Consider the following 23,881-nt stretch of genomic DNA (forward strand, 5'->3'; position numbering starts at 1 on the left):
CACCGGCACCAGCCGGTGGCGTGTGAGATCGACTGATCGACTGCAAGTAGGAATCGGCTCTAGAACCGACCGGACCGACTATCGGGGACCTGCCAACTGCTTCGCGCACGATCAGCTCATCACGCTCGCGACTCTCGACAAGACCGGTGCCATGACCCAAGGACAGCGCGCCCTAGCCATCGGCATTGGCGCTAATCATCTTTTCAGCTCTACCGTTCTCCGCAAGCTCTGACTCAGAATAGGAAAATCCTGACAATGGCATGGACTGATCATGACGCCCAGACCTTCGTCCGGCACCATATTGAGGTCTGGAACACCCATGACCTGGAGCAGATCGTCCGTCTGTACTCCCCGGACATCGAGCTCGTGTCACCCTTCGCCGGACAGACTATGGGGAGTGACGTCGTCCAAGGTCATGACGGGCTCGAGAAGTACTTCGGCACGGCGCTAGCTGCGAATCCGGACCTTCGATTCGAGGTCGTGGATGTGTTGCGCTGCGTGGACACGGTGACGATTTACATGCGCAGTGTCGGTGGCCGGATGGTAGCGGAGGTCCTGTTCGTCGGTGATGACGGTCTGATCACCAAGGTTCTGGCGCATTACAGCGCCGCCGCCTAATGGCTGCAATCATCATCACTCCACCGGTCTATGCTGTCGGGGACCTTCAACCCGTGGAGCAGGTAGCGGGGGCGGGCGCACTCGCTGATCGGCTGCGTTCCTATGGGTTTGATCTGTGTTCAGTGTCGGACAAGCCGCCGTCCGAGCTCGCTGGCGCTGCTATTGCAGCACTGCTGCACAAGCTCGACGTGTCTGCCGATTCCGTCGACGCAGTGGTGTACGGTACGTGCTCGCACCGGGGGTGAACCTGACGGCGCTGTGACTGTGCCCGCGATGTTGGATCGTCTCGGATTGGCCAGTGTGCCCTTCGTCGGCGTGTGGCTTGGCGAGTCGGGCAACCTAGTCGGCGCTGTGCGCCTTGCCCGGGGACTGCTGCGGAGTGGAATGCGTACCGTGCTCATCGTGGTCACAGACGCAGTGCCCCAACGTCACGGTGAGTTCCGCGCGATGCCCAACGGAGTGACGGTCAACGGCGACGGCGCTGCGGCCTGCTTGGCATCTACCGCATTGGGTGAGGGGTATGTCCTTGAAGGCATCGGGCATGCAGCTACTCCAGGTGCAGCGCAGGCGCAGCGCCTGACCGGGCTGCGGGAGTACTTTCGGTTCATGGCGGGGGTTCGCAGCGCCCTGACGCAGTTCTCTGACGTGAGTGGGATCCGGCTGGACTCATATCAGTGGCTCGTCGCCAACAACTACAGTGCCACGACACTCGACGACTTCGCCGACACGGCGATGATCCCGCGTGACCGAGTGTTCAGGGGAACCATCGCCAGGCACGGTCATGTCTTCACCGCCGATGGGCTCATTAACCTTGCGGACCTTCACGACGGGGAGGCCATCAATCCCGGCGACCGAGTGCTGGTTCTCTCTACTGGCCCGTTCAGTTGGGGCGTCTTAGGTTTGCGACAGATTGTCAAATAAGGGAGGTCGGGGAAACATGCAGATTACCCCAGAGTTCATGCGCAGCCCCTACTCCGTTTACGCGGACATGCGGGCGACGGCACCGATCCACTTGTCCGATGCCAACACCGGTCGTACCTGGTTCGTGCCCAGGTACGAGGACGTAATCAACGTACTGCGAGACGACCGGTTCTCCGCAGCGCTGAAGGCCCCGGGTTTCGTTGCACAGTTCCCTGAGGAGAACCGTGCCGAACTCGAGCCGTTCAACCAATCGGTCGCGGGCTGGGTGGTGCTGCAGGACCCACCAACGCACCGCCAGCTGAGACAGCTCATGAACAAGGGCTTCACACGCCAGCTGATCGAGACGTTGCGACCGAAGGTCACTCAGATTGCCGTTGACCTAATCGCAGAGATGGCAACTCGGCGATCTGGGGACTTCATGACTGATTTCGCGCAACCGTTCCCTGCCGCGGTCATTGGCACCATGTTCGGAGTCCCGTCCACCGATCTGCAGTCGTTCATCTCTTGGTCCGACGACATTGTGTTGTTCGCTGGTTCGCTACACCCGACGCTTGATACGGCCAGAGCACGTCGACTCGGCGAGTATCGACAGGACGTCGCCGGCAGGTTCCTCTCGTCGGGACTCGATGTAGCGGGAGAACTTGGAATCGAGAAATTCCAGAGGATTGGCGCCGAGTGCGCCGTCTTCGGCCATCGCGCCCGGAGTTTGGGTGGACAGGTGCGCGACGAATGCGGCGTGATCGGCCTCGGGCACACCGAGGAGATCTGCGATGGTCAACAGCGCGAAGGGTTGCGCGTATTCGTTGAGCAGTTCGACCTTGCCGGCGCCGTGGAACGTGTCGATCAGGCGGTCGGCGAGCCGCCACATGAACTCTTCGTTCTCCTCGAGTCGCCTCGGGCTGAACAGACCACCGAGCAACCTGCGGATCCGGGTGTGCTTCGGCGGGTCCATGGTGACGAGGTGCTCGTTGAGCGGAATCTCGGGCCGGTGCTGCTCGATCTGATCGGTGATGTCATCACCGTCTGCTTCGAAGGGCATACCGGGAAAAGGGCCGGTCGCGGCGTTGATGTTCGAGTACGTCGACGTATCGCGCAGAACCGCAAGGCATTCGTCGAAGCCGGTGACCGCCACAACGCCGCGCGGTTCGATGAACTGCACGGGGCACCTGGACCGGAGATGGTCGAAGTAGGGGTGTGGATCGGGAATGAAGGACGGGTCGGTGAAGAAGTCCTTCGAGTCGAAGTCGTTCAATCGGGTCTCCTGACGTCGTGCGCACGGGAACGTGCACAACTGCGGTAGTACCGATCAACGTCAGCCTCGCCCGATGCTGAGCGCCTGCCTAGCAGTGCTGGATACATGGATAGCATGGAAGCGTAAATGTGGTCAAGGACACAATCCTTGCGCGGCTACCATGGCCCGAACCGGCGACCTGCCGCAGCGAAACGGAGGTGGGGCATGACGTCGTCCAGGCGGATAGGTGCACCGGACGCGAAGAATCGTTCGGTGCTACTCGACGCAGCGGAGCAGCTGATGGTGGAAAGCGGTTACGCCGCAGTTACTTCGCGCCGGGTTGCAGAGAAGGCCGGACTCAAACCGCAGTTGGTCCACTATTACTTCCGCACCATGGATGACCTCTTCATGGAGGTCTTTCGGCGTCGTGCGGAAGAAGGCTTGCAGATCCAGGCAGCGATCCTGGACGCGCCCCACCCCCTGCGGGCGTTGTGGAACTTCAGTACCGACTCGACCGGCGTTGCGGTGACCATGGAGTTCATCGCGCTGGCCCGCCATCGTCCCGCCTTGCGTGCGGAAATCGCGCGTTACTCGGAACTGTTCCGCGTGGGTCAGCTGGCCGCGGCCGAGCAGGTTCTCGCACGCACCGAGTACGACGTATCGAGGATTCCGGCCGTGGTGGTGTCGGTCCTGATGACGAGCATTTCCCGTGTCGTCGTCATGGAGGAGGCATTGGGCGTCACCGCGGGGCATGCCGAAACCATCGAGCTCATCGACTGGTGCCTGGGAGTCCTCGAGAACGAGGCCGCCGACCGGGCGATCGGCAACGTGCGCGGTCGCTCCGACCTGCGATAACGCCGACGGCGCGCCCACCGCCGGCAAGCAATTCGAAAACATCCATTGCATGAATGAGAATTGTCTTCTACCTTGATGAGCGGGAAGATCTCGTCTCGACGTCCGGTCGCCCGCGGGTCGTCGAGCCTGCCCCTGGATGCGCGCCGTCGTGTCGGTGACCCGACGGTCGTCGCCCGAATCGATATGCCCGAGAATCGCTCCGGTTTGCGAGTTTCTCCGATATGCCTACGCGTGCAGCGCTTTTCGATGATGCTTTCGGTGTGCCGGCGAACGCCGCGCACGCGCTTTCTCACTGTCGAGGGGGAACGGCCGTGGCACAGACCATTTCGAGATCGGCGTCGCGCTGCCGGTTCCCGCTGAGCTCTGGTCCGGTCGGCGCCGGAACGCAAGGTGAGCGGTGATGGCGACGCCCGCGGTCAACGAGATCGGTGGTTGGGCACGGGGATACCTTCGTCGTCACCCGATTGCCGCACTCGAGACCGTGGGCGGCCAATTCGTCCTGGGTTTCCGCGCTGTCCAGTATCTGTTCATCGATGTCTTCACTCTGCGGTTTCCGTTCGTGGAGTTCGTTCGGCAGGCCGCGTTCATGGCTTCGGCCTCGGCATTGCCGACGATGTTCGTCGCAGTGCCGATCGGCGTGACTCTGTCGATCCAGTTCGGTTTGCTGGCCGGTCAGGTAGGCGCGACCTCTCTTGCCGGTGCGGCGAGCGGCCTGGCAGTCATCAAACAGGGAGCGCCCATGGTCGCGGCCCTGCTCATGGCGTCCGCGGCCGGTTCAGCGGTGTGCGCGGACCTCGGGTCCCGAAAGATCCGAGACGAGATCGACGCAATGGAAGTCATGGGCTTGTCGGTGATCCGCCGACTCGTCGTTCCACGCCTCGTCGCTGCCGTCGTGGTCGGGCTCGCCCTGACCGGGCTGGTGTGCTTCGTAGGATTTCTCTCGGGCTATCTCTTCAACGCGTTCGTCATGAACGGCACCCCCGGTAGTTTCGTGTCGACTTTCGCCTCGTTCGCGACCATCGGGGACTTCGTGCTGACGATGATCAAAGCGACAGTGTTCGGCGCCATCGTCGCCATCGTCGCGTGCCAGAAGGGTCTGTCGACCCGGGGCGGGCCCGCGGGAGTGGCCAACTCCGTCAATGCGACCGTCGTTGCCTCGATCCTTCTGCTCATGATCGTGAACGTCGTCTTCACGCAGGTGTATGTGCTGCTGTTCCCGCGGACGGGGTTCTGAGTGGCCTCCCGGTACGTGCCTCGCGGCACGCGCCCGTTCGTCGTCGCAGGCAGGGCACAGGCCAGATCGATTCAGCGTCTCGGGCACATGGTCGTGTTCCTGCTCCGCGCGGTCGCGGCCGTCCCTGTGACGCTGCGTCACTACAGAAAAGAGTTCTTGCGCATCCTGTCCGATGTCACGTGGGGAAACGGGTCGCTCGTCGTCGGCGGCGGCACCGCAGGCGTGATCATCGTCCTGGGAGCGTCCGCCGGAGCGATCGTGGCGATCGAAGGCTACAACGCACTGCATCTGCTGGGCCTCGAGCCTGCGACCGGAATGGTGGCGTCGACTGCGACCACCCGGGAACTCGCACCGATCATGGCGTCGCTCGCATTTGCGGCGCAGGCTGGTTGCCGGTTCACCGCGCAATTGGGTGCGATGCGGATCTCGGAGGAGATCGACGCGATGGAATCACTGGCGATCCGCTCGATCCCGTACCTCGTCACCACCCGGCTACTCGCATCGGTCGTGGCCGTCGTTCCGTTGTACCTCGTGTGTCTCACGGTGAACTACGTTGCGGTGCAAGCCGTCATCGGTTTCACCGGAGGTGTCTCGTCGGGGACGTACGAGCACTATTTCGCCCTGGTGCTCAGCGGCACGGACATCTTCTATTCGCTGCTCAAAACGATTGTCTTCGTCATCATCACGACGACGATCCAGTGCTACTACGGGTTCTATGCCTCCGGGGGCCCGCAGGGCGTAGGCACCGCTGCCGGTCGCGCGATGCGCGCCAGTATCTCCGCGATGATCGTCGTCAATCTCCTCATGACGGTCGCGCTGTGGGGCATCGGGTCGGGTGCGAGGCTGGGGGGATAGCGGATGGCGATCATCCTGGAAAGCGATACCGGGCAGATGACCCCCGCCAGGCTGTTCGCTGCCGGCGCCGTCGCGTTGCTCGTCGCTGTGACGCTGGTGGTCCTCGTCGGCGTGAAGGTCGACGGCAGATTCACGGAGACGGTCGACGTCGAGGCGGCATTGTCCGACATCGGGGACGGTCTGCCTGCCCGTTCGGACGTGAAGTTCCGCGGGGTCCTCGTGGGGGAGGTCAGCGACGTTCGCCGGCCCGAGGGAGAGCGTGCCGGGGTCGTACTGATGTCGTTGAAACCCGAGTACGCACAGAGTATTCCGGGCAGTGTGACGGCCCGCGTCGTGCCGAGCAATGTCTTCGCCGTGTCGTCGGTCCAACTTGTCGACAACGGTGCGGCGCCACCGCTGCACGACGGGTCGACGATCCTCCAGGACACCAGCTTGTCGACCGTGCAGTTGCAGACCGCACTGACGAAGCTTCGCGAGATCACAGCCGCGACAGCGAGAGCCGAAATGCAGCACACTCTCGGTGTTCTCGCCGCCGTGGCCGAGGCCACCGACCGGCGTGGAGACGACATCGTCACCGCCGGGGCGCAACTCGACCGAATTGTGCGGGAGGTCGGAGCCGTCCTCACGCCGGACGGAGGACCGTCGACACTGGTTGCCCTGTCGGACGCCGTGCGGGGGCTCAGCGAGTCGGCGCCGGACCTGCTCGACGCCGTCCATCACGCTGTCGTTCCGATGCGCACGATCACCGAGCAGCGGGCCGAACTGGACACCTTCCTCGCTGCCGGCGCCGACACCCTGTCCTCGCTGGCAACGGGCATGGAGAAACACGCGGACACGGTGATGGGGGTTACGGCGGCGTTGACGCCTGTACTGGGCGTAGTGGCGGACGGGTCGTCCGCGTTCACGCCGATCACCGTGAGGATGCGCCGTATCTCCGACAAATGGTTCGAGAGTTTCTGGCCGGAAGGCGAGGAGCGGGGGATGGGCAAGTTCATCTTCCAGTTCACACCGCACCGCATGTACACACGAGCCGACTGTCCTCGCTACGGTGACCTCGCAGGTGCGAGCTGCGCCACCGCACCGGACACGGGAGCGCCGCCGATCTCGTCCCTGGACAGGGAGCCGCCGATCGTCAGCACCGTGCCGGTCGGTGGAAACGTCGGTCCGGTCGGCGGCGAGCAGGAGAAGGACCTCCTCGGCAAGATTCTCGGAGGCGATGCGTCGGCCGCAGCCGAGTTGCTTCTCGGCCCTGTGGCGCGTGGAGCCGTCGTGAGCATCATCCCCGACGCGGACGGAGCGCCGAGATGAGCTACCGCACACCGTTGATAGGCCTGGGCCTGTTCCTGATCGTGTCCATCGCGCTGACCTGGCCGGTGCTCGTTACCCTCCAGCGCGGCGTGAACGGCTCGACGACACCGTACAGCGCGGTCTTCAGCGACGTGTCCGGGCTCAGGGTGGGAGACGACGTGCGGATGGCCGGTGTCCGGGTGGGCCGCATCGATTCGATCGAACTCGACGACACGGTTGCGCGGGTTGCCTTCCGCATCGAGTCGGATCAGGTCGTGTACGACAACACCGAAGCCGCGATCACCTATCAGAACATCATCGGCCAGCGGTATCTCGGTCTGTCGCTCGGCGACGGCGGGTCCGCGACCCCGCTTCCCGCGCACACCGAGATACCGCTCGAGCGAACCGAGCCGTCCTTCGATATCAGTGTGCTGCTCAACGGTTTCGAACCCCTCTTCAGCGTTCTCGATCCGGAGCAGGTGGACGAGATCACCGGAGCGATCATCGCTGCGTTGCAGGGCGACGCCGGATCCGTGACCACGCTCGTGGCCGAAACATCCCGTCTGGCAGAGTCCCTGGCCGAGCCGGACAGGATTCTCGGCGACATCATCGTCGATCTCGACGGAGTGATCAACGATCTGGCGACGCAGAGCGGGGACGTCGACTCCGTCATCGGCAGCGCGCGGGCGATCTTGGCGGAACTGTCGGCGAGGCGCACCGAGACGATCGAGTCGATGGACTCGATCGCCACGACCGTCGACCGCCTTGCCACTCTGACTGCGGAGATACAGCCCGATCTGCACGACATGCTTGCCAGGGAGCCTGGATTCACCGAGCACTACATGGACAACCTGGAGGAGTTCGAGTATTTCGGGAGGAACCTGCCGGCGCTGCTCAAGGGCCTCGCCCGGGTGAGCCAGGACGGCAGCTATCTCAGCACGTACCTGTGCAACTTCAACGTCACGCTGATACCCGCTCTGAGCAACGTCATTCCGACGCTCGTCGCGCAGGCCACGCCCGAGGGCCGTGCCACGTACTCCCCGGTGTGCGGGTGATGCGCATGATGCCGGAGAAGACGGCAACCACGCGAGCGCGGAAGCCCACGCTCGAGGACCGAAGTCCGCTCCTGCTGGGCACCCTCACGGTCCTCGCCATCATCGTGGCACTGGCGGCCACCGTGGTCGTCTCCGGTGCCGGGTTCGGCTCGGTGCGGTACGAAGCCGAGTTCGCGCAGGCCGCGCGGATCACACCCGGTGACGGTGTGACGATCGCAGGTATCCAGGTCGGGACGGTCGAAGCCACCCGGCTCGACGGAGAACACGTGCTCGTCGAGATGGACATCGATCGGGGTGTGCATCTGGGCGTCGACACGATCGCCTCGATCAAGCTCACCACACTGCTCGGATCCCGTTACGTGGAACTTCGTCCGGCCGGTGCAACACCCTTACCGGACAACCGGATTCCACTCTCGAACACCGTGGTCCCCTACGACCTGCAGGCCGTCCTGGCCGACGCAACCACGACGTTCGAGCACGTGGACGCGGAACGGCTGGGCACGACACTCGACACGCTCTCCGCCGAACTCGACGGGGTTCCCGCGCTGTTGCCTCAGGTGATGGCGAATATCGAGAGCCTGTCGGGCACCGTCGCCGATCGACGCGATCAGATCGGGTCGATCCTGGAAGCCACCGCGTCGATGACGAGCATCGTGCGCGCGCAGCAACACAGTCTGGGTTCCCTGGTGCGGGACGGTCGTGATCTGATGCACGAACTCGAGTCCCGGCAGAACCTGATCCAGCGGTTGCTGACCTCGACGGCGGAACTGGTCGAGGTCCTTCACTCGGTCGTCGTCGACGACCGTACGGAGATCGACTCGCTCATATCGAGCCTCAGCGGGCTGCTGCACACGTTGAGCAACAACGACGCATTGTTCCGCAACATCCTTCAGATCCTTCCGGTACCGATCAGGAACTTCGCGAACGCGTCGGGGACGGCCAACGAGGTCGATTTCACCGCACCGGCAGGGCCGATGATCGATTCGTGGATGTGCGCTCTGGCCGGTCACACCAGCGACCCCAGCCTGACCGCTTACCTCGGGGAGTGCGAATGAGATCGAGGACCGTTCTGGTCACAGTGGTGATCGCCGCGATGGTCGTCGCCGTAGCTGCTGTCGTTGCCGGCCGCGTATCGGCCGAACCGGACTCGATCACCGTCACCGCGCGCTTCGACAGTGCAGCAGGACTCTACGAGGGAAATGAGGTCGCGGTACTCGGCATTGCGGTCGGCCGGGTCACCACCATCGAGGCCCGGGGTACTCACGTGGCCGTCACGATGGAGATCGACGGCGGTACCGACATCCCGGCGGACGTCCAGGCGGTCGCCGTGTCCACCTCGGTGCTGACAGACCGGCATGTCGAACTCACTCCCGTCTACGCGGGCGGGGAAGTGCTGCAGGACAACGACACCATCGAACTCGACCGCACCCGGACTCCCATCGAGTTCGACAGACTGCTGGCGATGGCCGACACGATGGCGTTGGAACTCGAGGGTGACGGTGAGGGCAACGGTCCGGTATCGAGTTTGCTCGACCTCGGCGTCGGCATGACCGCGGGGAACGGAGTCGGGATCAGAAGTGCACTCGGGAGGCTGTCCGAAGCGATGAAGCTGAGTTCGGACCAGGGTGCCGCAACCGGAAACCAACTGACCGCGATCGTCGACAACCTCTCCGTCCTGAGCAGCACCGCCGCCGCGAACGACGCGGATATCCGAGAGTTCGGAGAGGCGACCCGAAGGCTGAGCGAGGTGCTTGCCGAGTCGAATCTCGGGTGGGGGGATACCGGCACGCACATCAACGAGGTTCTCGCGCAGGCGACCTCTCTGTTGCAGGACAACCGTGAACCCATTCGCTCCACGATGACGAATGCGGAGACCGTCACCCGTGCGCTCGCCGATTACCGCAACGAGGTCGGCGAGTTTCTCGATCTTGCGCCGCTGCTGATGGACAACGCGTACAACGCGATCGATCAGGAGACCGGGGCCGCCCGGGTACACGCGCAACTCGAGAAGGTCTTTTTCGACGGAGAACTCGTGTCCCAGGTATGCACTCTTCTCGAGATGCGCGACCTCGGGTGCAGCACGGGCACCCTGAAGGACTTCGGTCCGGGATTCGGGATCGCCTCGATGCTCGAGGGAATCGCGGGGCTTCCGAGATGATGTGCTCGTGGTGGCGCCGGATGGCGGTCGTGGGTACGGGGGCGGCGGTGCTCGCCACGACGGCATGCTCCGTCGGATTGGAAGATCTTCCACTGCCCGAACCGGGAGTGGGCGGCGAGTCGTATTCACTGCACGCGACTTTCGAGAACGCGTTGAACCTGCCGACGAAGGCAAAGGTGAAGTTGTCGGGAGCCGACATCGGTGAAGTCGCGTCGATGGTGGTGCAGGATTACACAGCGGTGGTCACGATGCGCATCGCGAGCGGCGTGACCGTCGAGGCAGGTACGACCGCCGAACTTCGTTCGGCCACCCCCCTCGGCGATGTGTTCGTGGCCTTGCAGCCGCCGCCCGAGGCCACCGGCGCCACGCCACTCCGGGAAGGCGACACCATTCCGCTGTCTTCGACCTCGGCGGCAGCGACCCTCGAGGAATTGCTCTCCACTGCATCGGTTCTCGTCAACGGCGGTGCCCTCCGCAATTTCACGAAGATCGTCAACGGTCTGGGGGAGGCGGTCGGGGGACGTGGCGACAACCTCGCGAATCTCGTGAACGAATCGACGCGACTGCTCGGGCTGATCGCACGACGTACCGACGAGATCGAGGAGACGCTCGTCCGTACGGATCAACTGATCACGACGATCTCGGAGCGCCGGTCGACGATCGACGACGTCGTACTCGCGGCGCGGCCCGCACTGGACGTGGTGGCCGCCGAGACGTCGCAGGTGCTCGATCTGGTCTCGCAAGTCGACCGCATCAGCCGGCAGATCCAGCGATTTCCGGCGGTGCAGGACACCGATACCCGCAGCATGATCGCAGACATCAACCGCATTGCGGCAGAGCTGAATGCGGCGGCGACCGATCCGGAGGCCGAGCTCTCCGCCGTCAACAGATTGCTGGCACCGATCATGAAAGTCACGAGCAGCACGGCGGCGAACACCGACGCGGACCTCGAGCAGTTGGTGATCGGATCCGAGCCGATTCCGGGGCACCCGGGCGATCCGGGAAGCCGGTTGCCCGACGACACGGATTGGCAAGCCTTCGTGGGAACGCTGACGTACACACTGACACGTCTGCAAGGCCGGCTGGAGGCGGGAGGATGACCCACCGGCCAGGAGTGCGGCGAGTACCGGACGTGGTTGCAGGCGGGGTGGTGTCCGGGGTCCGCATCGGTAACGCCCATCGGTTGGGGTTGTCGCTCGCGGCACTCGTGATGACCGGAGTCCTGGGTGTCGGCTATCTGGTGTTCGGTGTCTTCGAAATGGGGCTGTCGGGCGGAACGATCCGCGTACGAGTCCATTTCGACGATTCCGGCGGCATCCTTCCGGGGCGCGACGTGGCCCTCCGTGGTGTACCCGTCGGACGTGTGACCTCCGTAGACCTGACCGGCGACGGCGTTGTCGTGCTGGCGGAAATCGATTCCCGGACCCGGATTCCTCTCGGTGGTGAGGTGCGGGTGGCGGGACTGTCGCTCGCGGGCGAACAGTATCTCGACTTCCGGCCCACTACCGACGACGGTCCGTATCTCGAAGACGGAGCGGACATCTCGTCGGACGACACCACCACGCCCGTCCCGTTGTCGGCGCTCATGCACGACATGGACGGCATGCTCGCGCAAATCGATCCGGCGTCGTTGCAGACCATCGTGGACGAACTCGGTGTCGGACCGGAAGGACCCCGGAAACTGTCCGACATCGTCGACGGCGGCACGTTTCTCATTTCGGCACTCGACGGAGTGCTGCCGCAGACGGGCACGCTCCTGCGCACCGGGAAGGTCGTGCTCGGGACGCTTGCCGACGCCGCGCCCGGCCTGCAGGCCGTGTCGGCAGAAATGGAGCACACGCTCGGTGGAATCGAATCGATGGATGAGGGATTCCGGTCGTTCGTGCAGACGGCTCCCGACACGATGGCGGCGGCCGACGCGATCATCGCCGAGAATTCGCCCACGATGGTGCAGCTGCTGGGCAATCTCACCACCGTCGCGCAGATGGCGTACGTGAGGGTGCCCGCGCTCGAAGAGTTCTTCTTCCCGAGCGAGCGGGACGGGTCCACGCTGGAGGCGCTCATGACGGCGTTCCGTGACGACGGCGTCTGGGCTCTCGTCAACATCTACCCTCGATATTCGTGCGACTACGACCTGCCGCGTGAGTCGCCGACGATTCCGAGTTTCCCCGAGCCGTTTCTGTACACGTACTGCAACAACCCCGATCCGTCGACTCTCGTTCGGGGCGCGCGCAATGCGCCGCGCCCTGTGGGAGAGGAAGGTGCGGCCGGATTGCCGCCGGGTGCAGATCCGCTTCGGCGCGCAGATCCGACTCCCATCGGGCCTCGGACGGTTCCGCTCGAATACGGCGGTCCGACCATGCACTGGGAAAGCGTCAACTGAGCCGGTTACCGACAGCCCGAATGGAGAACGCACATGAGTACCGAGATCGCGACAGTCGGAGAAGACGTGGCCGGCACCGAAAGGGCCACCGTCACCGAAAATGCCACCGCCACCCAATCACCGGATACGCAGGCGGACGGCACGACACCGGCGAACCCCGCCGGGGACGGGCGGCCGTCGGTATCCCGGACGTTCCGCAGGGCAGGGTTCGCGGTGCTGGTGGTTCTCGCACTCGCTGCAACTGCGACAGCCGCGGTGTTCGGTGTGCAACTGCGCGACGCGAAGGCCGTCGAGAGCGCAGCCCGTGAGGCCTCCGACGTCGCACGGCAGTACGCCGTCACCCTCACCTCGGTCGGTGCCGACCTCGAGAGTGATTTCGCCGCAGTCCTCGACGGGGCAACCGGCGAGTTCGAGAAGATGTACGCGGAGTCGAGTGAGCAACTCCGGCAGTTGCTGATCGACAATCAGGCGCAGGCCGAGGGTGTCGTCGTGGAGTCGGGTATCAAGTCCGCGACACCGACGAAGGTCGAGGTGCTGTTGTTCATCGACCAGTCCGTGACCAATGCACTCGTTCCCGAGCCGCGGCTCGACCGCAGCCGCGTCGTGATGACCATGGAACTGGTCGACGGTCGCTGGCTCGCGTCGCAGGTCGATCTGCCCTGAACCGTCCCGTCCCCGCCGATCAGATTCTCCGCCGATCAGATTCTCGGGGGTGCCGGAAGTTCCTTCTGGCCCAGCCACGCATCCCACAGGGGGCGCAGCGAGGTGTCGGAGAAGCGAGCAGCGAGATCTTTGAATTGTGTCGTCGTGACGTTGGAATGGCGATGTTCCGACGTCCATGTCCGGAGAAGCGTGAAAAACGAGTCGTCGCCCAGAGTCAGGCGCAACGCATGCAGGGTGAGCGCTCCGCGCTTGTAGATCCGGTCGTCGAACATGTCCTTCGCGCCGGGATCCTCGAGGAGGATGTCCTGGGGCTTGCGGGAAAGGCCGCGATACGCGTCGGCCGCGAGGGCCTGGGCAGACGGACCACCGGAGTTCTCGGACCACAGCCACTCGGCGTAACACGCGAAACCTTCGTGGAGCCAGATGTCGCACCAGCGAGACAGAGTCAGGCTGTTGCCGAACCATTGGTGAGCCAATTCGTGTGCCACGAGCCGTTCTTCGGTCCTGTGCCCGTCGCAGAAATTGGCCCCGAACGTGGACAGACCCTGCGCCTCGATGGGGATCTCGAGGTCGTCGTCGGTCACCAGGGCCGTGTAGTGCGCGAAGGGGTACGGGCCGAACAGGCGCGTGAACAACTCGAGCATCTCCTGTTGCCGCCCGAAGTCCTTGTCGAACGCGTCGCGCAGGCGTGCCGGGTGTACCGCGTACTGCGGCACCGGCGACGACGCGATCGCGCGCATCTCGTAGTGCCCGATCTGCACGGTCGCCAGGTACGTCGCCATCGGCTCGGGTTGCTCGTAGACCCACGTGGTCCGGCTGGATTTGGTCGTCTTGTGGACGAGCGTTCCGTTCGCGATCGCCTGGAACGGCGCGTCCGTGGTGATCGAGATGCGGTAGGTCGCTTTCGATCCGGGATGGTCGTCGCACGGAAACCACGACGGAGCGCCGTTGGGCTGGCTCGCGACGAGCGAGCCCTCCTCGAGTTCCTCCCACCCGACATCACCCCACATGGTGTGGAGCGGTGTGGGGGTGCCGGCGTACTGGACGGAGATGGTCAGCACCGCGCCCGCGGGGATGGCGTCCGCGGGGGTGACGGTGAGCTTGCCGCCGCGGTGCACGAACTTGGCGGGTCGTCGCCCGTTGACCGTCACCTTGGACACGCGCATCGACGGTGCGAGGTCGAGTGCGAACTTTCCCCGCACATCGGTGGTCGTCGCGATGATGACGGCCCGGCCCTCCAACCGGTTCGCCATGATCTTGTAGGCGAGATCGAGTTCGTACCGCGACACGCGGTAGCCACGGTTGCCGCTGGTCGGCAGGTACGGGTCGAGGGGACGGTCGGCGGTCACGGGCGGCACCGGCTTCGCGGCCTTGATCGGTTTCACCGCGGTGACCAGTCGCCCGGGGACGTCCACGCCGAGATCGGGTTGCCCTGCCAGCGGGTCGACGGTGGCACGACGTCGCCGCGCATCACCAGAGATGCGGGTCCGACAGTGGCGCCGTCACCGATCCCCGATGCGGGTAGCGCGACGCACTGGGGGCCGAGGGTCGCGCCGGCGCCGAGCGTCACGGTGTCCATGGCCATGATCCGATCATGGAACAAGTGTGTCTGTACAACGCACCCGCGTTCCACTGTCGCGCCGTCGCCCAGCGTCACGAGGTCCGCCTCGGGCAGCCAGTAGCTTTCGCACCACACTCCGCGTCCGATCGTGGAACCGAGTGCGCGCAGCCACAGGTTCGTGGCCGCGGTGCCCGTCGCCGCGCGGGCGAACCACGGCGCGGCGACGGTCTCGACGAAGGTGTCCGATACTTCGTTGCGCCACACGAATGAACTCCACAGCGGATGTTCTTCTCGGCCGATGCGCCCCACGATCAGCCATTTCGCCGCGATCGTCACCAGGCACGCGACCGCGCCGGCGGCCATCAGCACCACACCGCCGAGCAGGACGGCGATCCGGTACCCGAAGTGCGACGCGAGCGTGTTGAGCGTGAAGAGGACTCCCAGCCCGATCCCGAACGTGACGATCATCGGAACGAGCCGGCAGGTCTCCACGAGACCGCGGGCGATCCGCAGCTTCGGCGACGGTGCGAAGGTGCGGCTCGCATCGCTGTCACCCGCAGCGCGGCGCAGTCGCACCGGGGGACTGCCGAGCCAGGACGACCCCGATTTCGCTTTCTGGGGCGCGGCCGAGAGGACCGCGACGAGACCGTGCTTCGGGACACGACGGCCGGGCGCCGCCATACCGGAATTACCGAGGAACGCCCGCTTTCCGACCTTCGCGTGCGAGATGTAGAGCCAGCCGCCCCCGAGTTCGTACGACGCGACCATCGTGTCGTCGGCCAGGAAGGCTCCGTCGGCGACCTTCGTGAACTTGGGCACCATGAGCACCGTCGACGCCTCGACGTCCTTGCCGATGTCTGCGCCGAGGAGCCGGAGCCAGCCCGGCGTGAGCATCGACGCGTACAGCGGGAAGAGGAAGGTGCGCGACGAATCCATCAGACGCTCGGTGGCCCACACCTGCCAGCCGACGCGGCTCCGGACCGGATGCCAGCCCTCCGTCATACGAATCGACAACAGTCGCACGGCGATCAGCGTGGTGAGTGCGAAGACGAACATGGTCAGCAACGCCGCGACCGGAAGCATCGCCAGGGACCGGGGAACGGCGTCTGCGACGGTCGCGGTGTCGCGCACCCACCACACGAGTAACGCGACACCTGCCGCGATCGACGCGATCGGCAGGCCGCCGAGGAGGACGGAGGTCAAGGCGTAGACGGGAATCCAGCGGGCTCCGCGGGGTGGTGCCTCCGAGGGCCAGGGACGGTCGGCCTTGCCGATCTTCTTGGCCGGCGACCCAGCCCAGTGCTGCCCGGACTTCACGCGCCCGAACACCGCGGAGCCGGCCTCGACTTCGGCATTCTTGCCGATGCGCGCACCGGGGGCGAGGAACGAGCGGGCACCGACGGCCGCGCCGGCACCCACCCGGATGGTGCCGATGTGGACGAGGTCGCCGTCGATCCAGTGACCCGACAGATCGACCTCGGGTTCGATCGAGCAGCCGTCGCCGAGTTCGAGGAGCCCGGTGATCGGGGGAAGGCTGTGGAGGTCGACATCTCGTCCCACCTTCGCTCCCAGGGCACGAGCGTAGTTCCGCATCCACGGGGCGCCCGAAATGTTGGTTGCTCCGACGGCGTCGGACAGGCGTAGCGCCGTCCACAGTCGCAGGTGCACCGAGCCGCCCCGCGGGTAACTTCCGGGAACCACATCGCGGAGCAGCAGCCGCGCTCCCACGACGGCAAGCGCCATGCGCCCGGGAGGGGTAAGGAACAGGGCGGCACCGAACGCGGTCCACCACCACGACAGGGTAACCGTCCACGGCACGTCGACGACCAGGCTGACGACGTTGTTGAGGATCGCGAGCCAGACGACCCACTGCAGTCCGGTGAGCGTCATGAGCGGCACGGTCGCGACGATCTGCGCGAACTGTGCGCGACGGGACACCGGAGCGACCACGCGGTGCGTGGCAGCGGTCGTCGGAGCCAGTTCGTCCAGGTAGACGGCGAGGGACCCGAGGCGTGGCCGGTCGTACAGCTGTGCGACGGTCATTTCCGGGTAGCGGGCACGAATGGCGGTGACGAGCTGGGCGGCTGCGAGCGAACCCCCGCCGAGTTCGAAGAAATCGTCGTCCAGGCCGTCGATGGGAGCGCCGAGGATGTCCGTCCACAACCCCGCCAGCCACGCGGCGGTGGGGTCGAGACCGAGGGCGTCGATCGAGTCGGCGTCTGCGCCGGGGAGCGGCCACGGCAAGGCGTTGCGGTCCACTTTCCCCGAGGTTCGGGTGGGGAGTTCGTCGACCCGGGCGAGCCGGGGCACGAGGGCGGCAGGAAGCTGCTCGGACAGGAGGTCGTGCGCGGCCGCCAGATCGAAGTCGGGGTCCGTCGAGGCGAGGTAGCCGACGAGAACCGAGTGTCCCGTCGCCGTCGTACGGACGGCGCAGGCGGCGCCGGCGACGCCCGGCAGGTTCTGCAAGGCATTGTCGACCTCACCGAGTTCGATGCGGCGTCCGCCGATCTTCACCTGATCGTCGGCACGCCCCTGGAACAGCAGTCCTTGCCGGTCGAGCACGACGAGGTCACCGCTGCGGTAGGCGCGCGACCATCCGAGACTCGGCATGGGCGCGTACTTTTCGGCGTCCTTCGCCGGGTCGAGGTATCGCGCCAGTCCCACGCCGCCGATGACGAGTTCACCGGCTTCTCCCTCGGCGACGGGGTTGCCCTCGGCGTCGACGACAGCGAGATCCCAGCCGTCGAGGGGCAGCCCGATGCGGACCGGCCCGGAGCCGTCCATGAGTGAGGCGCACGCGACGACGGTGGCTTCCGTCGGACCGTAGGTGTTCCACAACTCTCGTCCCGGAACGGCAAGCCGTTCGACGAGGTCCGGCGGGCAGGACTCGCCGCCGAAAATGAGCAGCCGCACCGCTTCGAGAGATTCGGCCGGCCACATCGCGGCGAGGGTCGGCACGGTGGAGACGACACTGATGTCACGCGAGATCAGCCACGGGCCGAGGTCCATGCCGGACCGGACCAATGAGCGCGGAGCGGGCACCAGGCACGCGCCGTGGCGCCACGCGAGCCACATCTCCTCACACGAGGCGTCGAATGCGACCGACAAGCCGGCCAGTACCCGGTCTCCCGGCCCGATCGGAGCGTCTCGGCAGAACAATCGCGCTTCGGCGTCGACGAACGCGGCGGCGTTGAGGTGGGTCACCGCCACACCCTTCGGAGTGCCGGTCGACCCCGACGTGAAGATGATCCACGCATCGTCCTCGAGCCGTGGACCGCGCAGCGGCGGGTCGGCCCGTACGGGAGCGGTACCGGGACCGATGCCGTCGTCGGTGACGACGGCGGTCACCCGGGCCTCGGAGAACACCAGGTCGGCGCGTTCGTCCGGGTCGTCGGCGTCCACGGGAACGTAGGCCGCGCCCGCGGCCAGGATCGCCAGGATGGTCACATACAGTTCGGCTCTGCCCGAGGTCATCCGAACCCCGACCCGATCGCCCGCACCGACCCCGGCGTCGAGGAGGGCGTACGCGCCTACCCGGACTTTCTCGAGTAGTTCCGCGTAGCCGATGACGCCGGTGCCGTCGTCGATCGCCGGTGCGTCGGGATGCGCCTCGGCGGTCGCGCGCAGGATGTCGACGAGGGTGCGGGCCGGCGGTGCGTGTGACGCGCGAAGAAACTCTGCGGGGATCACAGAGCTGCGGGGTTCAGCGGGGAGTGGGGCAGGCAAGTCCGCGGCGTCCTTCTACTCGATGGTGCTCCGGTTATCTCACGTTCAAGTGGACACGAGGTGAACGTCGGGGCACATCGCAGGGCCCGGGTGTGTCGCGCCCCGCCCGACTCGGAGGCGGTATTTCGGCAGGTCCGCGGCGTTCGTCCGCACTGTCGCGGTCGGCGCACCACATCCGGTTTGACACGGGACCGCCCGACTGCAATCCTCTTCGGCAGGTCATGAGTACCAGCATCGAGCCCCGGCTTGCTGGTCGGCAACCCTCCTCCGCGGTGGGGTGCTCCGGGTGACGACCTGGCTGTGATTCCAATACCGGACACGGCAAGCGCGGACTCCGCCGGCGATCGTTTCCCTTCGTCGTGGCGATTACCGACGGGTCCCTGGATCGACGAGGGATTTTGTCATGACTGCTGCATCTGCCACCGCCTGCATCGCGCCGTTCGCACACGTCTCCGGATGTGATGTGCAGGTGCCGCTCGTGCAGGGCGGCACCTGCACCTACGCCAACTTCGATTACGCGGCGAGTGCACCCGCTCTCGCCACAGTCACCGAACGCATCGCCGAGTTGCTGCCGTACTACGCGAGCGTCCATCGCGGCGCCGGATACGCCTCGCGGGTGAGCACCGCGAGTTACGAGGATTCGCGAGAGTCGGTGGCGCGCTTCGTCGGTGCCGGCACCGATCAGGTCGTCGTTTTCACCCGCAACACGACCGATTCGCTGAACCTGCTGGCGGGTGCGGTGCCCGGTGACGTCGTGGTGCTCGATATCGAGCATCACGCGAATCTCCTCCCGTGGAAGAACTCCCGGGTTGTCGTGGCGGCCGACTCGATCGCGGAGACCGTGCAGCGTATCGCCGAGGAGCTGAACCGGGCGCCGGCCGCGCTGCTCGCCGTCACGGGTGCCTCCAACGTGACCGGTGAAGTGCTGCCGATCTCCGAGCTCGCCGCCCTCGCTCATTCGTGCGGTGCGCGGATTCTCGTCGACGGTGCGCAGTTGGTGCCCCACCGCAGCGTGGATCTCACCGCCGACGGAATCGATTACCTCGCCTTCTCCGGTCACAAGCTCTACGCCCCGTTCGGCGCCGGAGTGCTCGTGGGACGCCGCGACTGGCTCGACACCGCCGAGCCGTACCTCGCCGGTGGCGGCGCGGTGCGCGAGGTGACTCTCGACGGTGCCGAATGGGCTTGTGCCCCTGCGCGACACGAGGCCGGAACACCGAACGTACTCGGGGTTGCCGCCCTGGCCGCGGCATGCGACACCCTCGGCGGTTTCGACACCGAGGCCGCGGCGCGGCACGAGGAAGAACTGTGCCGCCTGCTCGTCGACGGATTGAGCGGCATCGAGGGCGTCGAGATCCTGAAGTTGTGGGACGACTCGGAAGACTGCGTCGGCATCGTGACCTTCACCGTGGATGGATACGAACCGGGTGAGGTGGCGTCGTACCTTTCGGCCGAGCACGGAATCGGAGTGCGCGACGGGCGTTTCTGCGCGCACCCGCTGCTCGCACGCGTGGGACGCCCGGGTGGGGCGGTGCGCGCGTCGCTGGGGCTGGGGAGCTCGTCGGCAGACGTGGACCGGTTGCTCGCCGCGCTGCGCACTCTGGTCGCGCAAGGACCTGCGTGGACGCACGCGAAGACCGGCGGCGTGTGGAGCCCGGCACCGGAAACCCGGCCCGGACTCGCGCAGTCGGGAGAGGGTGCGTCGCAATGCATCTGAGTGTGAGTGTTGTGGTCGACAATTCCCCATGGGGTAGGTAGGGTTCTCGTCATGACCTCGGAGGCGACTGCAACGGCGCACTGGTGCCGCCGGCATGTCGATCTGTGCCGCACCGCCTCCGGTACCTGTCCGGACTGAGTTCTCTCCGCGCGCTTTTCAGCTGCTGCCGCATCACGGCTCATTCGAGAGGTTACTCATGTCCGATACCGATTCCACGTACCGGGACCGGACGCGGCGGTTGCTGCGCGTCGCGGTCGAACTCTCCGGGCAATCCGGACCCGACTACTGGGCCGATCTCACCGTCGGCCGTCCCGACGATCCTCCGCTCGACCCTGCCGCGCCGTCCGGCAACGTAATCCGGGTTCGCGCCGCAGACCTGCGGGAAACAGCGAAGATTCGCGACCGGATCCGTACCGAGGCCGTCGCGGAGGGCCGCGACCCCGACGCGGTGACGGTGCTCGTCGACCTCGAGGTGGTCGTCGATCCCGATGCACGTGCCGCGCGGATCCGCCACGCTCGGACCGACGGGATTGCCCGTCGGGGTCCGAGCACGTTGTCCTATGTGGGAACGCCGCACGGGCTCGCGAGCCTGATCGCCGACATCCATTCCGTCGGGGTGGCAGACGGCGTCACGCTGATTCCGTCGACGGCGCCGTTCACGGTGGAACATCTCGTCGACGGCACGCTCCCGTGGCTCGAAGCCCGCGGACTGCTGACGGTGTCACCGACTGTTGTGGAGGTTCTGCGACGGTTCGGTGAAGGGGCAGGTCCCGCGGCACGCGCGTCGTAGGCCGAACTGGGACGAGCGAAGGGGCAGGAGATTTCTCCTGCCCCTTCGCTTGTGCTCTAGGCGCTTCGTCGGTGGAGAGGGGTGACGACGTGGACGCGCGCGTCGGGGTCGAAGCGGTAGCCGGCGCCTCGGACAGTGGTGACGATGTCGCCGAACCTGCCGAGTTTCGACCGGATACGGGAGACGTGTGCATCGACGCCCCGGTTGCCGCGTTCGGGATCGATGTAGCCGGCACCGAGGGTACGCAGAGTCGATCGGGGAACCGCTGTGTGAGGGCGATCGACGAGATACGAAAAAATCTCGAATTCGGTGTGGCTCAGCTCTACTCGGCTGCCGTCGAGCACCAGGCCGCGAGCGGGCAGGTCCACCACGAGCGGTGCGGGCCCCGGGCTGAGGAGCGTGTGGGTGCGTGCGCCGGGAAGAAGGCCGGTCGCTGTTTCGCGGAGCGCGTCGGCGAGTGCCGCGAGGTCGCCGGGGTGGACAGCGCCCGTGTCCGAAACTTGGACGATGAGAACGAGTTCCGGCTCATCGACTGAGGAGGTGCCGGTTGCGCGTTCGAGGTGGTCGGTGGTCATTCGAAGACTCCGCTCGGAGAATGGACATCGGCGCGCCGCATGACGCATATGCCGCGGGTGACTATCGCGGTTGCCGGGAAAGGAGAAGGGCTGGTGCGTATCTCAGCGCGCACACAGGCTCGAGCGGGTGCGGCACAGGTCGACGTGCCTGCGGCTCCACGCTCGGTCGGTCATGAGTCGAAGTGTACCGCGCGTGGCACTTCGGGTGGTAGCCGAGCGGTACCCCTTCAGTCCACGTCCACGTCGATTCCCGCCGTGACGCGCATCAGTTCGCGGTACGTGGTTCGAAACAGCGTGTTGGCGCATCCACCCGCCGCCCACAGTTCCGCGTGGTCCTTCAGTGACCGATCGATGTAGGTCGGGAGGTTGGTGGGGTGTCCGAGCGGGGCGACACCACCGACAGGCTGGCCGGTGACCTCGACGACCACCGAGCGGGGTGCCGGCGCCAGGGTGCCGCCGAGGCGCTCGCCGGTGCGGTCGAGTGCGACCCGGTGTGCGCCCGACACCAGGAGCAGGATCGGTTCGTCGTCGAGAAGGAACACCAGGGACTTCACGATGGAGCCCACGTCGGCTCCCACCGCCGCCGCGGCCTGTTCCGCGGTGGTCACGGAGTCGGGTTGCCTGGTGATGAGCCCGTGGTGTCCACGAGCGATGAGCGTGTCGGCGACACGGGCCACGTTCGGGTGCCAGAACCTGCTCATGAGTCAAGAGTAGGACCTGCTCATCGGGGACGAATACGCGAAACGCCCGAGGAGTTTCGGGGCGGTGGCAGTGCTCGCCGACGAGGGTCATTACTCTCGAGTAATGACCGATCACACCAGTTGGAAAGCGTTCACCGTCGAGCACAAGGACCACGTCGCCCAGGTGACGCTCATCGGTCCCGGCAAAGGCAACGCGATGGGCCCGGACCTGTGGTCCGAGCTGCCCGTCCTGTTCGCCCAACTCGACGCAGATCCGGACGTGCGTGCCGTCGTGCTGGCCGGCGCCGGCAAACACTTCACGTTCGGCCTCGACCTCGTCGCGATGGGTGGTGACCTCGCGGCGGTCCTCGCAGACGGTGCCCGCGCGAAGGCGCGCACCGAGTTCCACGGAATGGTCAAGCGTATGCAGGCAGCCATCACGGCCGTCGCCGACTGCCGCAAGCCGGTCGTCGCGGCGATCCAGGGCTGGTGCATCGGCGGCGGTGTCGACCTCATCACCGCGGCCGACATCCGCTACGCGAGCGCCGACGCCAAGTTCAGCGTCCGCGAAGTGAAGGTGGGCATGGTCGCGGATGTCGGCACCCTCGCGCGCCTGCCGTACATCATCGGTGACGGGCACGTCCGGGAACTCGCCCTCACCGGCAAGGACATCGACGCTGCGCGCGCCGAGAAGATCGGTCTCGTCAACGACGTCTTCGCCGACGCCGACGACGTCCTCGCCGCGGCCCACCGGACCGCTGCGGAAATCGCGGCGAACCCGCCGCTGGTCGTGCACGGGATCAAGGACGTCCTCGACCACAGCCGCTCGGCGCAGGTCGACGACAGCCTTCGCTACGTCGCGGCATGGAATGCGGCGTTCCTGCCCTCGGAGGATCTCGGCGAGGCGATCAAGGCGATCTTCGAGAAGCGCCCGCCCGAGTTCAAGGGACAGTGACGACGGCCGGTACCCCGGCACACCCCCGACACGACGAATCTCCCGGCCGATCCGTGGATCATCCGGGAGATTCGTCGTTGCAGGACACTCAGGTGTTCTGCGGCAGGCTCAGTGGCCGCCGTTGTCCTTCAAGCGCGCGATGGAGGCAGTGACCTCGGCCTCTGCGTCGGCGCGGCCCGTCCAGTCCGCGGCTTCGACGTGCTTGCCCGGCTCGAGATCCTTGTAGTGCACGAAGAAGTGCTTGATCGCGTCGAGTTCGAACTGCGGCACGTCGCCGATGTCCTGGATGTGATCCCACCGCGGGTCACCTGCGGGGACCGCGAGAACCTTGTCGTCGCCACCGGCCTCGTCGACCATCTTGAACATGCCGACCGGACGGGCATCGACGATGACGCCGGGGTACACCGACTCGGGGAGCAGTACGAGGCAGTCGAGCGGATCGCCGTCTTCACCGAGAGTGTTCTCGATGTACCCGTAGTCGGCGGGGTACCCGAACGCGGTGTAGAGGTAGCGGTCGAGCTTGACGCGGCCGGTCTCGTGATCGACCTCGTACTTGTTCCGCTGCCCCTTGGGGATCTCGATGGTGACCTCGAACTCCACGCGCTTGCCTCACTTCG

At 65.8% G+C, this 23,881-nt stretch carries 22 protein-coding genes and 1 riboswitch; of the genes, 16 read left to right on the forward strand and 6 right to left on the reverse strand.

Features of this window, described 5'->3' with window-relative positions; genetic code table 11:
- The 3 genes from ACFWBU_RS16490 to ACFWBU_RS16500 form a co-directional block, all read left to right on the forward strand.
- Positions 1–232 (forward strand): hypothetical protein (locus ACFWBU_RS16490; protein ID WP_378528753.1); only part of this gene is annotated, 232 nt, incomplete at its 5' end.
- A gap of 23 nt (positions 233–255) precedes the next feature.
- Positions 256–618 (forward strand): nuclear transport factor 2 family protein, encoded by a 363-nt coding sequence (locus ACFWBU_RS16495; RefSeq protein WP_378528754.1) that lies wholly within the window; start codon positions 256–258, stop codon positions 616–618.
- Positions 619–891: 273 nt separating this feature from the next.
- The gene (locus ACFWBU_RS16500; RefSeq protein ID WP_378528755.1) at positions 892–1,539 is read left to right on the forward strand and encodes a 3-oxoacyl-[acyl-carrier-protein] synthase III C-terminal domain-containing protein; all 648 of its coding nucleotides are present in this window, start codon (positions 892–894) and stop codon (positions 1,537–1,539) included.
- A gap of 538 nt (positions 1,540–2,077) precedes the next feature.
- Here ACFWBU_RS16500 and ACFWBU_RS16505 read toward each other — a convergent pair.
- Entirely contained in the window at positions 2,078–2,791 is a 714-nt protein-coding gene (locus ACFWBU_RS16505; RefSeq protein ID WP_378528756.1) for a cytochrome P450, read from the reverse strand.
- 204 nt (positions 2,792–2,995) lie between these two features.
- On the opposite strand from ACFWBU_RS16505, the gene ACFWBU_RS16510 reads away from it, so the two are divergent.
- The 10 genes from ACFWBU_RS16510 to ACFWBU_RS16555 all read left to right on the forward strand — a co-directional run bounded on the left by ACFWBU_RS16510 (position 2,996) and on the right by ACFWBU_RS16555 (position 13,260).
- Positions 2,996–3,625: a TetR/AcrR family transcriptional regulator gene (locus ACFWBU_RS16510; protein WP_378528757.1), complete on the forward strand. Its 630-nt coding sequence runs from the start codon at positions 2,996–2,998 to the stop codon at positions 3,623–3,625.
- 400 nt (positions 3,626–4,025) lie between these two features.
- Positions 4,026–4,859: an MlaE family ABC transporter permease gene (locus ACFWBU_RS16515; protein ID WP_378528758.1), complete on the forward strand. Its 834-nt coding sequence runs from the start codon at positions 4,026–4,028 to the stop codon at positions 4,857–4,859.
- Positions 4,860–5,714: an ABC transporter permease gene (locus ACFWBU_RS16520; protein ID WP_169622819.1), complete on the forward strand. Its 855-nt coding sequence runs from the start codon at positions 4,860–4,862 to the stop codon at positions 5,712–5,714. It begins immediately after the preceding gene.
- Positions 5,715–5,717: 3 nt separating this feature from the next.
- On the forward strand, positions 5,718–7,022 hold the full coding sequence (locus ACFWBU_RS16525; RefSeq protein WP_378528759.1) for an MlaD family protein: 1,305 nt from the start codon (positions 5,718–5,720) through the stop codon (positions 7,020–7,022).
- Positions 7,019–8,056 (forward strand): MlaD family protein, encoded by a 1,038-nt coding sequence (locus ACFWBU_RS16530; RefSeq protein WP_296551678.1) that lies wholly within the window; start codon positions 7,019–7,021, stop codon positions 8,054–8,056. Before ACFWBU_RS16525 ends, ACFWBU_RS16530 begins: the two co-directional genes overlap by 4 nt.
- 5 nt (positions 8,057–8,061) lie before the next feature.
- Positions 8,062–9,111, forward strand: coding sequence for an MCE family protein (locus ACFWBU_RS16535; protein ID WP_378528760.1), 1,050 nt, complete (start codon positions 8,062–8,064; stop codon positions 9,109–9,111).
- Positions 9,108–10,214 (forward strand): MCE family protein, encoded by a 1,107-nt coding sequence (locus ACFWBU_RS16540; protein WP_378528761.1) that lies wholly within the window; start codon positions 9,108–9,110, stop codon positions 10,212–10,214. Before ACFWBU_RS16535 ends, ACFWBU_RS16540 begins: the two co-directional genes overlap by 4 nt.
- A 20-nt stretch (positions 10,215–10,234) precedes the next feature.
- The gene (locus ACFWBU_RS16545) at positions 10,235–11,314 is read left to right on the forward strand and encodes an MlaD family protein (protein WP_240955239.1); all 1,080 of its coding nucleotides are present in this window, start codon (positions 10,235–10,237) and stop codon (positions 11,312–11,314) included.
- Positions 11,311–12,597: an MlaD family protein gene (locus ACFWBU_RS16550; protein ID WP_378528762.1), complete on the forward strand. Its 1,287-nt coding sequence runs from the start codon at positions 11,311–11,313 to the stop codon at positions 12,595–12,597. The genes ACFWBU_RS16545 and ACFWBU_RS16550 overlap by 4 nt, the downstream gene beginning before the upstream one ends.
- Before the next feature lie 33 nt (positions 12,598–12,630).
- A complete protein-coding gene (locus ACFWBU_RS16555; RefSeq protein ID WP_206038966.1) occupies positions 12,631–13,260 on the forward strand; it encodes a hypothetical protein in 630 nt (209 codons plus the stop codon).
- Positions 13,261–13,295: 35 nt separating this feature from the next.
- On the opposite strand, the gene ACFWBU_RS16560 is transcribed toward ACFWBU_RS16555, so the two are convergent.
- Entirely contained in the window at positions 13,296–14,657 is a 1,362-nt protein-coding gene (locus ACFWBU_RS16560; RefSeq protein ID WP_378528773.1) for a M1 family metallopeptidase, read from the reverse strand.
- Positions 14,642–18,547: a Pls/PosA family non-ribosomal peptide synthetase gene (locus ACFWBU_RS16565; protein ID WP_378528763.1), complete on the reverse strand. Its 3,906-nt coding sequence runs from the start codon at positions 18,545–18,547 to the stop codon at positions 14,642–14,644. The genes ACFWBU_RS16560 and ACFWBU_RS16565 overlap by 16 nt, the downstream gene beginning before the upstream one ends.
- A gap of 217 nt (positions 18,548–18,764) precedes the next feature.
- A riboswitch (SAM riboswitch) is annotated at positions 18,765–18,881 on the forward strand.
- A 69-nt stretch (positions 18,882–18,950) separates the two neighbouring features.
- Here ACFWBU_RS16565 and ACFWBU_RS16570 point away from each other — a divergent pair.
- On the forward strand, positions 18,951–20,264 hold the full coding sequence (locus ACFWBU_RS16570) for an aminotransferase class V-fold PLP-dependent enzyme (RefSeq protein ID WP_378528764.1): 1,314 nt from the start codon (positions 18,951–18,953) through the stop codon (positions 20,262–20,264).
- Between the two features lie 196 nt (positions 20,265–20,460).
- Positions 20,461–21,054, forward strand: a complete 594-nt coding sequence (locus ACFWBU_RS16575; protein ID WP_296551667.1) for a hypothetical protein — start codon at positions 20,461–20,463, stop codon at positions 21,052–21,054.
- A gap of 56 nt (positions 21,055–21,110) precedes the next feature.
- Here the strand turns inward: ACFWBU_RS16575 and ACFWBU_RS16580 are convergent, their stop codons facing one another.
- The gene (locus tag ACFWBU_RS16580; protein ID WP_378528765.1) at positions 21,111–21,629 is read right to left on the reverse strand and encodes a winged helix-turn-helix domain-containing protein; all 519 of its coding nucleotides are present in this window, start codon (positions 21,627–21,629) and stop codon (positions 21,111–21,113) included.
- Positions 21,630–21,856: 227 nt separating this feature from the next.
- On the reverse strand, positions 21,857–22,330 hold the full coding sequence (locus tag ACFWBU_RS16585; RefSeq protein WP_169622808.1) for a YbaK/EbsC family protein: 474 nt from the start codon (positions 22,328–22,330) through the stop codon (positions 21,857–21,859).
- 103 nt (positions 22,331–22,433) lie between these two features.
- On the opposite strand from ACFWBU_RS16585, the gene ACFWBU_RS16590 reads away from it, so the two are divergent.
- Entirely contained in the window at positions 22,434–23,264 is an 831-nt protein-coding gene (locus ACFWBU_RS16590; protein ID WP_169622807.1) for a crotonase/enoyl-CoA hydratase family protein, read from the forward strand.
- A gap of 108 nt (positions 23,265–23,372) precedes the next feature.
- Here the strand turns inward: ACFWBU_RS16590 and ACFWBU_RS16595 are convergent, their stop codons facing one another.
- On the reverse strand, positions 23,373–23,864 hold the full coding sequence (locus ACFWBU_RS16595) for an inorganic diphosphatase (protein WP_169622806.1): 492 nt from the start codon (positions 23,862–23,864) through the stop codon (positions 23,373–23,375).
- Between the last annotated feature and the right edge of the window lie 17 nt (positions 23,865–23,881).

The sequence above is a fragment of the Rhodococcus sp. NPDC060084 genome (assembly GCF_042730335.1).
GTDB lineage: Bacteria > Actinomycetota > Actinomycetes > Mycobacteriales > Mycobacteriaceae > Rhodococcus.

What these genes read in the sequence shown, in the direction of transcription:
- ACFWBU_RS16495 (WP_378528754.1), top strand. Translation starts at nt 256, where the DNA reads ATGGCATGGACTGATCATGACGCCCAGACCTTCGTCCGGCACCATATT.
- ACFWBU_RS16500 (WP_378528755.1), top strand. Translation starts at nt 892, where the DNA reads ATGTTGGATCGTCTCGGATTGGCCAGTGTGCCCTTCGTCGGCGTGTGG.
- ACFWBU_RS16510 (WP_378528757.1), top strand. Translation starts at nt 2,996, where the DNA reads ATGACGTCGTCCAGGCGGATAGGTGCACCGGACGCGAAGAATCGTTCG.
- ACFWBU_RS16515 (WP_378528758.1), top strand. Translation starts at nt 4,026, where the DNA reads ATGGCGACGCCCGCGGTCAACGAGATCGGTGGTTGGGCACGGGGATAC.
- ACFWBU_RS16525 (WP_378528759.1), top strand. Translation starts at nt 5,718, where the DNA reads ATGGCGATCATCCTGGAAAGCGATACCGGGCAGATGACCCCCGCCAGG.
- ACFWBU_RS16530 (WP_296551678.1), top strand. Translation starts at nt 7,019, where the DNA reads ATGAGCTACCGCACACCGTTGATAGGCCTGGGCCTGTTCCTGATCGTG.
- ACFWBU_RS16535 (WP_378528760.1), top strand. Translation starts at nt 8,062, where the DNA reads ATGATGCCGGAGAAGACGGCAACCACGCGAGCGCGGAAGCCCACGCTC.
- ACFWBU_RS16540 (WP_378528761.1), top strand. Translation starts at nt 9,108, where the DNA reads ATGAGATCGAGGACCGTTCTGGTCACAGTGGTGATCGCCGCGATGGTC.
- ACFWBU_RS16545 (WP_240955239.1), top strand. Translation starts at nt 10,235, where the DNA reads ATGGCGGTCGTGGGTACGGGGGCGGCGGTGCTCGCCACGACGGCATGC.
- ACFWBU_RS16550 (WP_378528762.1), top strand. Translation starts at nt 11,311, where the DNA reads ATGACCCACCGGCCAGGAGTGCGGCGAGTACCGGACGTGGTTGCAGGC.
- ACFWBU_RS16555 (WP_206038966.1), top strand. Translation starts at nt 12,631, where the DNA reads ATGAGTACCGAGATCGCGACAGTCGGAGAAGACGTGGCCGGCACCGAA.
- ACFWBU_RS16570 (WP_378528764.1), top strand. Translation starts at nt 18,951, where the DNA reads ATGACTGCTGCATCTGCCACCGCCTGCATCGCGCCGTTCGCACACGTC.
- ACFWBU_RS16575 (WP_296551667.1), top strand. Translation starts at nt 20,461, where the DNA reads ATGTCCGATACCGATTCCACGTACCGGGACCGGACGCGGCGGTTGCTG.
- ACFWBU_RS16580 (WP_378528765.1), bottom strand. Translation starts at nt 21,629, where the DNA reads ATGACCACCGACCACCTCGAACGCGCAACCGGCACCTCCTCAGTCGAT.
- ACFWBU_RS16585 (WP_169622808.1), bottom strand. Translation starts at nt 22,330, where the DNA reads ATGAGCAGGTTCTGGCACCCGAACGTGGCCCGTGTCGCCGACACGCTC.
- ACFWBU_RS16590 (WP_169622807.1), top strand. Translation starts at nt 22,434, where the DNA reads ATGACCGATCACACCAGTTGGAAAGCGTTCACCGTCGAGCACAAGGAC.